We start from the raw sequence: 14,382 nt of genomic DNA, 5'->3' as shown, positions 1-14,382 counted from the left end.
GGTACATTTTATTCGTCCCCTTCCTTTGTTCTTTTTTATGTTGTCCTTTGCTATGTCTTTATCCTAACAGACAGATTAAAAAAATACCATGACGTTTCAATAGAAATTTTTTCTATCAAAACGTCATGGTTTCCGTTGTACTATTTTGTTATAATCACTTTAGTAACTGTTTATTAATAGAAGCAAAAGCATACACTGTCAGGAGGATAAATCTCATGAAAAAGAAATCAATAATTACTTTATTAACATTAACACTGAGTTTACTGTTTTGCATCACGCCACTTTCTAGTTCTCTGTCTGCAATGCCTCCCGTAACTGATCCCGGCAATGCAGGGCTTGGAAAAATTCTTTTTTAGAAAGATAACTCAACACCTCTTCATATCTATTTTTCATTTTATATAATTTTAGCAAATCTAATCCACATAAATATAGCTCCAAGCATTTCTTTTGATTTATTTCTTCCATTGCGGATGCCATTGTAATGAGGGAACGTCCTAGCGGATTCCCTCTTCCCGCCTCTATTGATACTTGTTTTTTTTCTCTGCAAAATTCAATAGCAATTCTTTTTTCTCCTTGTTCTTCCATTCCCATCGCAAGATTCTCTGTAGCTAATTCCCATTCCAGTATATGAAATACAGCGTGTAATCTACTATTTTCAAGCCCTTTTTTCTGTAGTTCCCATATCCTATTTGCTTTTTCTCTTTCTCCATTTTCATAATAAATTACAGCTATCACATTCACAATACTATGTTCTTCAATCGTCAATTCGTGTTTAAATACATCCCCTTTTTCGATATCCAATGTCAGCCTTAATTGTTTTTCCAATTCCTCTAAACATTCTTTTGGTGTCCATTTCTTTTGTGCATATAGAATCTTCACTCTCTCCACACAAAGGAACTGATTATTTTGAAGTTTACTGCGATCCAACCGTGCTTCTATTTTATCTAATATTTTCCCTGCTGTTTCACATTCTGAATAATCCAGTGCAGAACAGAATTCTCTCATTAACCTCAACACTTCATAATCATTTGTCGTGATCAGCGGATTTACCTGCTTCCTTTCCCGCTTCATCTTCTCCAAAAGTGCCTTCACTTTCTTTTCTCTCGGGCGCCGTTTCCCACTCTCTATCCGCGCCAGCGTTTCCGGCGCACAGATTCCGTCGCTTAACTCTTCCTGCGATATTCCCATTGCCTTACGCTCTTTTCGTATCAGCTCTGATTCCAGCTGGAATCTTCTTGTTGTATGCTCAAACAAACGAAAGCCGGAAAAATCCATTCCATATTTTTCTTCCACTTTTAAAAGACTTTCCCGTTCCCTTAGAAGCGTCTGAATCATTTTTTCGTCTCCGTTTATTTCTTTTAGAAGCACGGCATACTGTTCCAATATCTCCGGCATATAAAGTAAATATCCTTCTGAACGGAGAAGTGATAATGCTTCTTTTGTCAACAATTCCAAAAAATTGTGTTCTTTTTCCCGGTCACATCCCATTCCAAATAGTAATGCTGCATATGGAAACCATTTTGCTTTTTCCGCATCATCTGTCTGTTCTAAATTTCTGTAGGACAAAATAGCCTTTAATTCGTTGATACTTCTCTTCTGACATGTACCCAAACATACTTCCCATCGGAACAGCAGCAGTTTTAATTCTTCCGCGCTCAGCAGCATCCTGCTCTCAACTGCTCCCTCCGGCGGCATTGTCTCGCAAATAGCAGCCTCCAAAAGTTCCAGTACCTTCTCTTCTTTTCCTTTACTCAGCCACACAATCTGTGCCCGCTCCTTTAGAACAAACTGTCGGTGCAGCGGACTTTCTGATGAGTGTTTTTCCTCAAATTGCTTTAACCTTTTCCACGCTTCTTTCCATCTGCCATAGCACAGTTCCCGCTGGATCAAAAAACGTTCTTCGTAGATTTCATATACCTCCAGCGGAAGCAGAAATTCAAAACGGTCGACTGATTTTCCTAATCTTCCAAACAGTCTGTCAAACAGAAAATGATCCGGCATTAACTGATCCGATTCTATTTTCCCTATTTCTGCCAACGAACAAAGTCCCTTCCCTAACTGTTCCAATGTCGCATCCGCCTCTTTTCTCAGGCGGTATAATAATTCTCCGCTTCCGTTTCCCATCTCGTCACCTGTATATCTATTCTCCCTATTCCTTTCTTAGATCTTAGTAAAATGATAACGCATTTTTCTGCTTCTGTACAGTCTGTTGATATCCGCAACTACATAATTGGTTTGACTTCACAAAAAGGGCACTCCTTGAAAGATTTTCTCTCTCAAAAAGTGCCCTCAATAGTTCGCTTTATTATCAACTATAAAACGCTTTTACTCTCTTAGTACAACTTCGCTCCTGCCGGAATCTTGTCATCCAGAATCAGAACATTCAGTCCTTCTCTTCCTTCTACAAGGTGTGTAGCGGAGATGATCATACCGCAGGAATCAATTCCCATCATCTTACGCGGTGGAGCTGCAATACATTAGAATACTTCATATTTGCAATCCGCTTATTTCCAAAGATATCATTCACACTTGCCTTGCCCACTTAATCGTTATTCACTTTTTAAGCAATATATAAATCTTCAATAATAGCCGCATGGATTTTGGATTCACTGAGTCCAAAATCTTTAAGAACACTTGTACTATATATTATCCTTCAACCCATAACACTGGTACAACATATCTGTCATTTTCTGCTTATCTGTTCCTCTTATACCCAAGGACTTTAAATCCACTGTTTCATCAGCTATTTCAGATAAGAACTTTTTCATATCCTCTGCTATTTCCGGACTGAGAACTTGCCTTGTATTGGCTGTGATTAACTGTGCTAATCGGAACACATCGTTTTTATGTTTCTTTATATTTTTTCTATCAACCTGCTCTCCATTCAGCTTGCGTTCCTTTAAATCCAACCATGCTTTCGCCTTAAATGGTATCAGACAAGTCGGACTTAATACCGGAATGCCATCAACTATCATTTGTCCGGTTTTTAGCAATTCATAATACGCTTCATTTAAAAGGATTGCCGACAAACTGGAGATTTCATCATCTATCGGAAGCGGTATGAGAACTGCATCATCTTCCAATATAATAAAATCCGGATTTCTGGAAAATATCTCTATCATATATGGATATTCTTTACTTTTCGGAGATGTGAAACGATAAAACTGTGCATTTCCTTAAATTTTGTAAATCCGCTGACCATTACTCCTGCAACCTTCTTTCCTGCAATTCATCTACTGCTTCTTCAATTCTTTCATCGTTTGTATCTCCAAAAGATAAAACAATGGAAATATCATCAGCACTGTTATCCTCTGAAAATTGTTTCGGGCTGTATGCCCATAATTCAAGTCTTACCTGCTTATCCGGGTCTATCAATTCATCGGTTAGCAAGGTTTTATCATAATCTTTCTCACTAATTGCATAGGTAGCAACTCGGCTTGGATTTAACATTGTTTTTTCAGAAAGTGCCGTTTCCCCTGCAAAGACCATATTTTCCGTAACTTGCGTCTTATCTATATATCCTGCTTTGCGGACAGGAGTCGTCAAATATACTTTTGCTTTTTCAAATAATTCATCTCGCTTATATTTTGACTCAATAAACTTGTTGACACCGTCTTTTGCTACCAAAAACAAATCCGTCGTTTCCAACTGCTTTACTGCTCTGGTCAAGGTCATTGCTGTAAATGGAAGCACTTTTCCGGCTTCTGAAATATACAATCGTTTTTTCTTACTATACAGATAAAACAAAAACAACTGCTGCGTGGAATAAACAAACTTACCCCTTAATTTTTGGGGGGCTTTCTCATCAGAAAGCATTGTTCCGATGAAAGGAAGAAAGACCTGCTTATCAGTAATAAACGGTATATTATTTTCTATAAGGCTTTTTCTTCGATAATTTGATACCGTTGCAAGTTCAAATACAACTGGTACATTATCAATCTGCTGTATTTTTGTAATTTGCTTTTTCAGTGCCGGAAGTGTTGCAAGCTCTTCTGTCGGAATAAGCATTATGCAACGTTTGTTTCCAATATATGCTGTTTGAAAATCATAACTTCCAGCGATATAAACAGGTAAAGAATCCTGATGTTTCCATGCTTCACATTTTATAGAAATCCCGAATACGCTTGTAAGCATATTTCTCATTCTCCTTTTAACTCAATTTATTTCATTTTAACTTAACCAATGTTAAAAGTCAATTTTTTGAGTTATTTTGAATTTATATTTTCCTTTTCCGTGACCGGATACCGATTCAATAATATCTGTCTGCACCAAATTGGAAGCACCTAAACCTTTCAGCTCAAGAAGTTCCATAACTGCACTTCTTCCAAATACTTCATCAAAACCAAACTTCTCTAAAAGTCTATGAATATGAACTGTCGTTTTTACTGAGAAATCGCTGCCCTTTTCGGAAAGTACACTTTCAATATCCACTTTTTTATCTTGAATGTCCACTTTTCCATTCTCAATATCCACTTTTGTATCCCCAATGTCCACTTTTTTTATTTAAACATTCAAAAACCAATAATTAACTCTTCATCCGAAATTGTTTTTAATTCTCTTTTTTCTCTTTTCTGTAATGTATCAGCAAAGTAATATAAATCAAATCAAACACACAGCAAAATAATCCACAAATAAGCACAACTGGATTAAAAGTAATAATTCCCATCAAAATAGTCGGTGCAAGTGTCCCGATCCACTTAGCAAATGCCAAGATCAATGATGTTCCTTCCATACTGTTTCGCTTCAAAAACAAACCGATAAACAAAACAGACATTAAAAGATTTTGTAGAAACGCAGAATATTGGGCTGCCATTACAAAACCAAATTCCTGAATAAACACGAACTGCAATGCCATGCTACATACAAGGACAAGTAAACTATACGGAACAAAAAAGCAACTTTTAACCTGTTTTGCCCATTCTTTTCTACCGTATTTAAAATATGTATAAAGTATTACACAATCAAAAATAACCCAAAAAATATTGACAATCGTCTGTGCTAATAGCATTCCTCCCATTTCTCCGTGTGCACCAAGAAAAATATCCGAATAAGTATAAGTTATTTCCCAGGTTATGTTCAATGCTAAAGCCCAAAATGGCATAGCATAAGTTTTCTCTTTAAGTCCCAGACGAATACACTCTTCATATACAATAATCCATCCTATACCAGACAATAACGTTAAAAATAATTCCATGATAAGCGCCTCCTTGACACGTGTCAGTATTATAGGTATAGTAAAGAAAAACAGACTACTCGTCAATACTATTTCAATAAGACATACAGATATCCATTTCTGTCAGTCTTTTATGGAGACTTATTATATGTATCACGGAACGAATCCATCTGCACTGAGATCTAGGGCTTGTATCACAGAAGCGTTGCTCACACTCCTCAAAAAGGAAAGATATACAGATATAACAATAAAAAATATCTGCCGGGAAGCAGATTTGTCGAGGCAAACTTTTTATCAGATTTTCGAGTCGAAAGATGAAGTAATAGAATATCTGTTTAGCGATTTATTTTCAGAATTTGAGGAACAATGTAATTATTTTCTCGATATGACTCTCTCGAAATTATGTTGCTCCTTTTTTGAATTTTTTCAAGAACATGAAAATTTTATTTCGATTCTGATAGATAACAATATGGCTTATTTATTAGAACAGGAATTTGAACACTATTTACCCAAAATCGAATTATTTAAAAAAATCAATGACACTGAAGCATATCCTGACTACTCTGTATGCTATATGGCAGGTGCACTATCACAAATATTAATTCATTGGTATAAAAACGGTATGAATATTCCTGTTGAAGTCATAGGTAATATGACTGAAAATATGGCTTCTGGGAAAATATTTACACTTACAACAAGAGAGGAGGACTCTGACAATGTTTAATTATGAAACAGTTCAATCATTCAATGATTTAGAATTAATCGTTTATAAATACATATTAAGCCATAAAAATGAAATCAAATACATGACAATTCGCGAATTAGCGGATGCTGTGCATGTATCTACTTCAACCATTGTTCGCTTTTGCAAAAAAAATGGCTGTGATGGATATTCAGAATTTAAGGCACAGCTTAAAATTTTTCTAAAAGAAGAAAAGGTTCATAGTAATGTAAAACTTAACGATGATGGCATTGATGAAATCATGCGTTTTTTCCATATGGTGACTTCCACCGAGTATGAACAGCTCATTCAAAAAACCGCTGAAGCAATTGCCAACGCAAAGCAGTTAATATTCATTGGAATCGGTACTTCCGGAATATTAGGCAAATATGGTGCCCGCTATTTTTCTAATCTCGGAAAATTCAGTCAATATATCGAAGACCCTTATTACCCAATTGGACATGACATGGAGTCCGCACTTGTAATTGCCCTGTCAGAATCCGGTGAAACTGAACAGATTATTAAGCAAGCAGAGCGATTTCGTCATCATAATTGCAAACTACTGAGTATTACGAATAAAGAATCTTGTACATTAGCTAAAATGTCCGATTTTCATTTAACATACTATATCAGCAGACGGCTTGTACAAAATGAATATAATATCACGACTCAGGTACCTGTAATATATTTATTGGAAACGCTTGGAAGACGAATCTACTAAGATACACCCTGTTTCTCTCATGAAACAAATTTCTATCGTGTGTACATATTCCAGAAAGCTCCAAATCTATGGTTTTTTTTTACATATACGATATAATCAGAATCAGATAGCAACCGGTGCTAAAAAGCGAAAGGAGCAATTATTATGGCGATAGATTATCGAATTACCGCAAAAGAACTTGTAAAAGAATTAGGCGGCGACGCAAACATTACTAAAGTTACTCATTGTGCAACAAGACTTCGTTTTATTTTAAAAGATGAATCAATAGTAGACTCTTCCAAAGTAACTAAAATTCCAGGGGTGATTACTACGGTACAGGCTGGTGGACAATATCAGGTTGTCATCGGAAATCATGTGAAAGATGCCTTCAATTTTGTTATGGAACTGATTACTGTAGATGAAACAAAAGCTGATACTCCACAGCCAAAAACAGGGCTGTTTAATCGCATCATTGATATTATTTCCAGCATTTTTGCACCATTTTTATATACTCTTGCTGCATGTGGTATTTTGCAAGGTATTCTTGGTATTTTTGTGGCACTTAATATGATCGATACTACTGGTGGTACTTATCAGGTTTTAAACTTTATTTCATGGACTGCCTTTACCTTTTTACCGGTACTGATTTCCATTACAGCATCAAAAAAATTTAATGTAAATACATTTGTTGCCGTAGTAATCGCATGTGCCTTAGTATGTCCCGATTACATGAATATGGTATCTGCCGGAGATCCTGTTTATTTTCTAGGAATGCGAATCCAATTGTTAAGTTATACCTCTTCTGTAATTCCAATTATTCTCGCAATTTGGATTGCTTCCTACGTACAGAAATTTTTTGATAAATATCTTCCAATCGTAGTGAGAAATCTGTTCTCTCCTATGCTCACAATCACAATCATGGTGCCTCTGACACTTCTTGCATTTGGTCCTGTCGGAAATACCATTGGCGGTGCAATTGGTGACATATACAATTATTTATATAATCTGAGCCCTATTATCGCTGGTCTGATTGTTGGAGGACTTTGGGAAGTACTTGTGATCTTCGGTGTTCATTGGGGAATCACTCCGGTAACAGTAGGAAATTACGCTTCTCTCGGATATGATACTTTTACCGGGCTTCAGGCATCCGCTGTCTTTTCACAGGCTGGTGCAGCTCTCGGTGTATTCTTAAAAACAAAAGACAAAGATATGAAAGGTGTTTCCCTTTCTGCCGCCATTACTGGATTATTCGGCATCACGGAACCGGCCATTTACGGTGTCAACCTTCGTTTAAAGAAACCGATGATTTGCGGTTGTATTGCAGGTGCTATCGGTGGTGCTGTTGGCGGTGCTTTCCATGCAGTATCCTGGGGATATAATATGCCCGGAATCGCAACAATACCAGCTTACTTTAAAACAGGACATATGTCACAGTTTATTGGTTTTCTTATTTCAATTGCTGTTTCTTTTGTACTTGGTATTCTTCTTACATGTTTGACTAAATTTGAAAATGCGGATACAAAAGAAGTAAAAAATGAATCAACTGAAAATCCGAAAGTAACAGAAGTATGTACACCTGACCTTAATCTCGAAATTGCATGTCCAGTAAAAGGAACTGTTATTCCTGTAACAGAAGTAAAGGATGAAGCTTTCGCATCCCGGGGAATGGGTGATGGAATCGGAATCATCCCTCAGGATGGAAATATTTATGCCCCATTTGACGGAACTATTGAAGCTGTCTTTCCTACTGGTCATGCCATAGGACTTTCCTCAAACGGTGTCTCTCTGCTAATCCATATCGGAATTGATACAGTCAAGTTAAATGGAGAAGGTTTTCATCTTATGGTAAATCAAGACGATTGTGTAAAAAAAGGAGATTTACTTGTTTCCTTCAATCAGAAATTACTTGAAGAAAAAGGCTATGATTCAACTGTCATCTGTATTGTTACAGAAATGGATGAACAAGCTCACTTGAATATTGAATCTCATTGTGAGAAAAATGCGATGGAACAGGTTATGGTTGTTAAAAACAGTCAGGAGGAATAATTATGGATTATCAATTACCAGATACATTTCTTTGGGGTGGAGCTGTAGCAGCTCATCAAGTAGAAGGCGGATGGAATGAAGGCGGAAAAGGAATCAGTATCGTAGATGTATTGACTGCAGGTTCTCATGGTGTAGACCGCATTATTACAGACGGAATTCAGGATGGATACTATTATCCAAATCATGATGCTGTTGATTTCTATCATACATATAAAGAAGACATCAAATTATTTGCAGAGATGGGCTTTAAATGTTTTCGTACCTCCATTGCCTGGACACGGATCTTTCCAAAAGGAGATGAGGAGACTCCGAATGAAGAGGGACTTCAATTTTACGATGACTTATTTGACGAGTTATTAAAATATGGAATCCAACCTGTTGTAACACTATCTCATTTTGAAATGCCTTATTATCTTGTCAAAAAGTACGGCGGCTGGAGAAATCGAAAACTCATTGATTTTTTTGTAAAATATGCACTTACAGTTATGGAGCGTTACAAACATAAAGTCAAATACTGGATGACATTTAATGAAATCAATAACCAGAAAAATTATAAATATCCTTTATTTGGTTATACTTGTTCCGGCGTAATTTTTACAGAAGATGAAAATCCAGAGGAATGTATGTATCAAGTTGTTCATCATGAACTAATTGCCAGTGCAATAATCGTAAAAGAAGGTCATAAAATAAATCCTGATTTCCAGATTGGCTGTATGATTGCTTGTGTACCTCTCTATCCTTATTCCTGTCATCCCGAAGATATGATGTATTCTGCATTAGCTATGCATGATCGTTATCTGTTTGGTGATGTACATGTAAGAGGCGAATATCCCTCTTATATTTTGAAAGAGTGGGAACGCAAAGGCTTTTCCATTAAACAGGAAAAAGATGACGCAGAAATATTACGTAAGGGAAAAGTCGATTTTGTTGGATTAAGCTATTATATGACGAATGCAGTAAAAGCAAACAATGTCGTAGAAGGAAACGGATTAGACGGATTCCCGGGCAGCGTTAGCAACCCTTATGTGCAGAAAAGCGACTGGGGATGGCAGATTGATCCAATTGGTCTGAGATATGCACTGAATCTTCTCTATGAAAGATATCAAAAACCTCTTTTTATCGTAGAAAACGGTTTCGGAGCTATTGATCATATAGATTCTGATGGAAATATCAACGATGACTATAGAATTGCCTATCTAAAAGCCCATATCGAAGAAATGAAAAAAGCAGTTGTTTTAGATGGCGTTGATCTTATGGGTTATACACCTTGGGGATGTATTGATTGTGTTTCTTTTACAACTGGTGAGATGGAAAAAAGATATGGTATGATTTACGTTGATCGAGATAATCAAGGAAATGGAACTTTAGAAAGGAAACGAAAAAAATCATTTTATTGGTATAAAAAAGTCATTGCCAGCAATGGAGAAGAACTTTGATCTCCATATTGGAAAATAGAAATCTAAACACGAAGGTTTGACCTTTTATCCTATTATTGCTTATTATTATATGAAAAAAAGCACTGTAATCTCACTTCTAAGTGAATCAGTGCTTTTTTTCATATTGTCATTAAGCTAGTAATTTGTAATAAAAAATCAACTAACTACAAGTTCTTCTTTAATCTTATTCATAGCTTCCATGAGTAAGTGCCCTCAACAATCCATATTGTTGGAGTAGTTTTACTTTCTTAATACAGTTTCGCTCCTGCCGGAATCTTGTCATCCAGAATCAGAACATTCAGTCCTTCTCTTCCTTCTACAAGGTGTGTAGCGGAGATGATCATACCGCAGGAATCAATTCCCATCATCTTACGTGGTGGAAGGTTTGTGATTGCAAGTAATGTCTTTCCAACTAACTCTTCCGGCTCATAGTAATCGTGAATACCGCTTAAAATCACACGGTCTGTGCCTGAACCATCGTCGAGAAGGAACTTCAGAAGTTTCTTACTCTTCGGAACTGCTTCACATTCTTTTACTTTTACAGCACGGAAATCTGATTTGCTGAATGTATCGAAATCAACCATATCTTCAAATAATGGTTCTACTTCTACATTAGAGAAATCAATCTCTACTTTCGCCGGAGCTGCCTCTTCTGCAGCTGCTGCTTTTGTTTCTTCTGCCTTTACAGCTGTCTCTGCTGAAGCTTTCTGTGCAGCGTTGTTTGCTTCGTTTTTCGCAGCGCCCTGTGACTTCATTGTTGGGAAGAGCAATACATCTCTGATTGCTGCGCTGTCTGTCAGAAGCATACACATTCTATCAATACCGAATCCGATACCTCCTGTTGGCGGCATACCGATCTCAAGCGCATTCATGAAATCTTCATCTGTTGTATTCGCTTCATCGTCTCCCTGAGCCAGTAATTCTTCCTGTGCTTTGAAACGTGCTCTCTGGTCGATTGGGTCATTTAACTCTGAATAAGCATTTGCCATTTCCCAACCATTCATAAAGAATTCGAAACGCTCTGTATATTCCGGATTCTCCGGTTTTTTCTTTGTAAGCGGAGAAATCTCAATCGGATGATCTGTTACAAATGTCGGCTGAATCAGATGTTCTTCTGCAAATTCTTCAAAGAACAGAGCAAGAATATCACCTTTTTTGTGACGCTCTTCATATTCAACATGATGTTCTTTTGCAAGTGCTCTTGCCTCTTTCAATGTGTGAACTTCATTCCAGTCAACACCTGCATATTTCTTAACCGCATCTACCATTGTGATTCTTTCAAATGGTTTGCCAAGATCCATCTCAATACCATTATATGTGATCTTTGTTGTGCCAAGAACTTCCTGTGCTACATAGCGGTACAGATTCTCTGTCAGATCCATCATACCGTTATAATCTGTATATGCCTGGTATAATTCCATCAATGTAAATTCCGGATTATGTCTTGTATCAAGGCCTTCATTACGGAATACACGTCCGATCTCGTAAACTCGTTCCATTCCGCCAACGATCAGTCTCTTTAAATAAAGTTCAAGAGAAATGCGAAGCTTCAGATCTTCATTCAGCGCATTGAAATGTGTCTCAAACGGTCTTGCCGCAGCGCCGCCTGCATTTGCCACAAGCATCGGTGTCTCAACTTCCATGAATCCCTGTCCGTCCAGATATTTTCTGATTGCGCTTAAAATCTTAGAACGTTTGATAAATGTCTCTTTTACATCCGGATTCATGATCAGATCCACATATCTCTGACGATAGCGAATATCTGTATTAGTCAGCCCGTGGAATTTCTCAGGAAGAATCTGAAGGCTCTTAGATAATAAAGTCACCTCTGTAGCATGAATGGAAATCTCTCCCATCTTTGTGCGGAACACTTCGCCTTTGATACCGATAATATCTCCGATATCCATCTTCTTGAAGTCTTTATAAACATCTTCTCCCACATTATCTCTTGCAACATAAGACTGAATATTACCCTGTAAGTCCTGTACATTACAGAAAGAAGCTTTTCCCATAACACGTTTAGACATCATACGTCCTGCAATAGATACAACCTTACCTTCCATCTCATCAAAATGATCTTTGATCTCTGTGCTGTGGTGTGTCACATCGTATTTTGTAATTACAAATGGATCTTTGCCGCTGTTCTGTAATTCTGTAAGTTTCTCACGGCGCACCTTTCTTAACTGGTTTAAATCCGGTTCCTGTACGTTCTTCTGTTCTCCCACGTTTTTCACTCCTTCGCTTGCTTTACGCTGTTCTTTCAATTCTTAACACTTTGTATTCCATTACGCCTGCCTGTGTCTCCACTGTTACAGTATCTCCGACAACATGGCCAAGAAGCGCTTTTCCTACCGGCGATTCATTGGAAATCTTTCCCTGAAGGCTGTTCGCCTCTGTAGATCCAACGATTTTAAATTCCAATTCTTCTTCAAATTCACAATCGTATACATGAACTGTGCATCCGATGTTAATCTTTTCAAGATCAACTTCATCTTCTACAACAACTTCTGCATTCTTTAAGATTTTTTCAAGTTCTTCGATACGGGCTTCGATATCTCTCTGTTCATCTTTCGCTGCATCATACTCTGCATTCTCAGATAAATCTCCCTGCTCTCTTGCTTCTTTAATCTTTCCTGCTACTTCTTTTCTCTTGACAACTTTTAAGTTCTCCAGTTCATCTTCCAATTTCTTTAATCCTGTGTAAGTAAGCAGTGTTTTCTTTTCTTCCATAATTGATTCTTCCTCCTACCATGCTACCTGTCTATCTTTGATTGCTTCTATAAATAAGCATGTTTATGATCATTTTTATACCGGAGTACATTTTATAAAAAAAGTTGGACTCCCGCAGTCTTGGTATTATACCGCATCACATTACTGTTGTCAAGCGATTCAAACAGTCTTTTCCGGCGGCTGTTCAAAATATATTTTTTTACACACCACTTTCCTGATTTCTCTCCGGATATCTGTCAGGAATCCTCTCTGTCAGCAGTCTTTCTAATTCTTCATAGCTTTCTGTCTGATTGATCTCATTTCGCAGTTTCGCTGCATTTGGAAGACCTGTCGTATACCACGCAACATGTTTTCTCATCTCCAGAATTCCGAGATGATCTCCCTTCTCTTCCATCTGCATACGCGCATGCCGAAGCATCATATTCCGTATCTCTCCTGCAGTCGGGCGTTTAGGAATCACTCCCGTTTCTTCATACTGCACAAGTTCACGGAAAATCCACGGATTCCCCTGCACTCCACGGCCAACCATGATGCCGTCACACCCCGTCTGACGCCGCATTTCTTCTGCTTTCTGAGGCGATGTAACATCTCCGTTCCCAATCACCGGAATACTCACTGCTTCTTTTACTTTGCGGATAATATCCCAATCAGCCTGACCGGAATAATACTGCTCTCTTGTTCTTCCGTGAACTGCCACAGCCGCTCCTCCGGATGCCTCAACAATCTTAGCAATTTCTACCGCATTAATATGCTCGTCATCAAATCCCTTCCGAATTTTAACCGTAACCGGTTTCCGAATTGCTTTTACTGTCTTTGTTACAATTTCTTCCACTAACTTTGGCTGAAGCATAAGCGCAGAGCCTTCTCCATTCTTAACAATCTTCGGCACCGGACATCCCATATTAATATCCAATATGGAAAATGGAAGTTCCTCCAAACGTTTTGCCACCTCACTGATCGTATCCGGCTCTGAACCAAATAACTGCAGTGATACCGGCATCTCATCCGGATGGATTTTCAAAAGTGCATATGTATTGCGGTTCTCATACTGTACCGCTTTGGCGCTGACCATTTCCATACAGAGCAGTCCTGCTCCCTGTTCTTTACAGAGCAAGCGGAATGGCAGGTCTGTTACCCCTGCCATTGGCGCCAGTATATATGAATTTTCCAGTGTTACATTTCCTATTGTTAGTTGTCTCATCAAATTCCTATTCCTTTACATTCTATTCATCCAGCTCCGGAATGTCCTCTCCCAAAAAGAAAATCCGATAATACATCTGCAGTCCTTCCAGAAGTTCACGTTTTGTCCGCTGCAATTCTTTAATCTTCAACCGACTTCCGATCTCATCAAACATTGGATCAAATTCTTCGCTTGTCACCTCAAAGCACAGTTCTCCATCCTCTTCAAATACAAGTGTCAGAATTCCTCCCACATCTTCTGTGTAAAGCACACACATAATTTTCAATTCATTCTGTATCTGCTCCGGAAGTCTGTCAAAATCCGGGTTCAGATAATATTTCTGCTCATAAGCATTCGCTCCGCAAAGCACCACTTTCTCATCATACATGGATCATA

Annotated in this window: 12 protein-coding genes and 2 pseudogenes; 4 read left to right on the top strand and 10 right to left on the bottom strand. The window is 37.8% G+C overall.

The window, feature by feature from the left end:
• Nucleotides 1–285: 285 nt before the first annotated feature.
• From KFE17_11795 to KFE17_11770, 6 genes and pseudogenes are all read right to left on the bottom strand, one after another.
• A complete protein-coding gene (locus KFE17_11795) occupies nucleotides 286–2,124 on the bottom strand; it encodes a helix-turn-helix transcriptional regulator (protein QUO31528.1) in 1,839 nt (612 codons plus the stop codon).
• 209 nt (nucleotides 2,125–2,333) lie between these two features.
• Nucleotides 2,334–2,465: pseudogene (locus KFE17_11790) on the bottom strand (methionine--tRNA ligase subunit beta).
• A gap of 174 nt (nucleotides 2,466–2,639) precedes the next feature.
• Nucleotides 2,640–3,176: pseudogene (locus tag KFE17_11785) on the bottom strand (hypothetical protein).
• A 25-nt stretch (nucleotides 3,177–3,201) separates the two neighbouring features.
• The gene (locus tag KFE17_11780; protein QUO31527.1) at nucleotides 3,202–4,134 is read right to left on the bottom strand and encodes a MarR family transcriptional regulator; all 933 of its coding nucleotides are present in this window, start codon (nucleotides 4,132–4,134) and stop codon (nucleotides 3,202–3,204) included.
• A gap of 51 nt (nucleotides 4,135–4,185) precedes the next feature.
• Nucleotides 4,186–4,503 carry a hypothetical protein gene (locus tag KFE17_11775; GenBank protein ID QUO33703.1) on the bottom strand — a complete coding sequence of 106 codons (318 nt, stop codon included), beginning with the start codon at nucleotides 4,501–4,503 and terminating at the stop codon, nucleotides 4,186–4,188.
• A gap of 46 nt (nucleotides 4,504–4,549) precedes the next feature.
• Nucleotides 4,550–5,194 carry a hypothetical protein gene (locus KFE17_11770; protein ID QUO31526.1) on the bottom strand — a complete coding sequence of 215 codons (645 nt, stop codon included), beginning with the start codon at nucleotides 5,192–5,194 and terminating at the stop codon, nucleotides 4,550–4,552.
• Between the two features lie 127 nt (nucleotides 5,195–5,321).
• On the opposite strand from KFE17_11770, the gene KFE17_11765 reads away from it, so the two are divergent.
• The 4 genes from KFE17_11765 (at nucleotide 5,322) to KFE17_11750 (ending at nucleotide 10,076) form a co-directional block, all read left to right on the top strand.
• Nucleotides 5,322–5,897 carry a TetR/AcrR family transcriptional regulator gene (locus KFE17_11765; GenBank protein QUO31525.1) on the top strand — a complete coding sequence of 192 codons (576 nt, stop codon included), beginning with the start codon at nucleotides 5,322–5,324 and terminating at the stop codon, nucleotides 5,895–5,897.
• Entirely contained in the window at nucleotides 5,890–6,615 is a 726-nt protein-coding gene (locus tag KFE17_11760; GenBank protein QUO31524.1) for a MurR/RpiR family transcriptional regulator, read from the top strand. The genes KFE17_11765 and KFE17_11760 overlap by 8 nt, the downstream gene beginning before the upstream one ends.
• Before the next feature lie 144 nt (nucleotides 6,616–6,759).
• Complete coding sequence (locus KFE17_11755; GenBank protein QUO31523.1) at nucleotides 6,760–8,640, top strand: beta-glucoside-specific PTS transporter subunit IIABC; 1,881 nt, start codon at nucleotides 6,760–6,762, stop codon at nucleotides 8,638–8,640.
• A gap of 2 nt (nucleotides 8,641–8,642) precedes the next feature.
• Nucleotides 8,643–10,076 carry a 6-phospho-beta-glucosidase gene (locus tag KFE17_11750; GenBank protein ID QUO31522.1) on the top strand — a complete coding sequence of 478 codons (1,434 nt, stop codon included), beginning with the start codon at nucleotides 8,643–8,645 and terminating at the stop codon, nucleotides 10,074–10,076.
• Nucleotides 10,077–10,324: 248 nt separating this feature from the next.
• On the opposite strand, the gene lysS is transcribed toward KFE17_11750, so the two are convergent.
• The 4 genes from lysS to KFE17_11730 form a co-directional block, all read right to left on the bottom strand.
• Nucleotides 10,325–12,301, bottom strand: coding sequence for a lysine--tRNA ligase (lysS, locus tag KFE17_11745; protein ID QUO31521.1), 1,977 nt, complete (start codon nucleotides 12,299–12,301; stop codon nucleotides 10,325–10,327).
• A gap of 22 nt (nucleotides 12,302–12,323) precedes the next feature.
• Entirely contained in the window at nucleotides 12,324–12,806 is a 483-nt protein-coding gene (greA, locus tag KFE17_11740; GenBank protein ID QUO31520.1) for a transcription elongation factor GreA, read from the bottom strand.
• Between the two features lie 199 nt (nucleotides 12,807–13,005).
• On the bottom strand, nucleotides 13,006–14,007 hold the full coding sequence (dusB, locus tag KFE17_11735) for a tRNA dihydrouridine synthase DusB (protein ID QUO31519.1): 1,002 nt from the start codon (nucleotides 14,005–14,007) through the stop codon (nucleotides 13,006–13,008).
• Between the two features lie 22 nt (nucleotides 14,008–14,029).
• Nucleotides 14,030–14,374: a hypothetical protein gene (locus KFE17_11730; protein ID QUO31518.1), complete on the bottom strand. Its 345-nt coding sequence runs from the start codon at nucleotides 14,372–14,374 to the stop codon at nucleotides 14,030–14,032.
• Nucleotides 14,375–14,382 lie beyond the last annotated feature (8 nt).

Origin of the sequence: Faecalicatena sp. Marseille-Q4148 (assembly GCA_018228665.1) — a bacterium.
Classification (GTDB): Bacteria; Bacillota; Clostridia; order Lachnospirales; family Lachnospiraceae; genus UBA9414.
The sequence above is the reverse complement of the archived record's forward strand: the minus strand, read 5'-3'. Positions and strand labels throughout refer to the sequence as shown.

Coding starts and splice junctions, on each gene's coding strand:
- KFE17_11795 (QUO31528.1), bottom strand. CDS start 2,124: ATGGGAAACGGAAGCGGAGAATTATTATACCGCCTGAGAAAAGAGGCG.
- KFE17_11780 (QUO31527.1), bottom strand. CDS start 4,134: ATGCTTACAAGCGTATTCGGGATTTCTATAAAATGTGAAGCATGGAAA.
- KFE17_11770 (QUO31526.1), bottom strand. CDS start 5,194: ATGGAATTATTTTTAACGTTATTGTCTGGTATAGGATGGATTATTGTA.
- KFE17_11765 (QUO31525.1), top strand. CDS start 5,322: ATGTATCACGGAACGAATCCATCTGCACTGAGATCTAGGGCTTGTATC.
- KFE17_11760 (QUO31524.1), top strand. CDS start 5,890: ATGTTTAATTATGAAACAGTTCAATCATTCAATGATTTAGAATTAATC.
- KFE17_11755 (QUO31523.1), top strand. CDS start 6,760: ATGGCGATAGATTATCGAATTACCGCAAAAGAACTTGTAAAAGAATTA.
- KFE17_11750 (QUO31522.1), top strand. CDS start 8,643: ATGGATTATCAATTACCAGATACATTTCTTTGGGGTGGAGCTGTAGCA.
- greA (QUO31520.1), bottom strand. CDS start 12,806: ATGGAAGAAAAGAAAACACTGCTTACTTACACAGGATTAAAGAAATTG.
- dusB (QUO31519.1), bottom strand. CDS start 14,007: ATGAGACAACTAACAATAGGAAATGTAACACTGGAAAATTCATATATA.
- KFE17_11730 (QUO31518.1), bottom strand. CDS start 14,374: ATGTATGATGAGAAAGTGGTGCTTTGCGGAGCGAATGCTTATGAGCAG.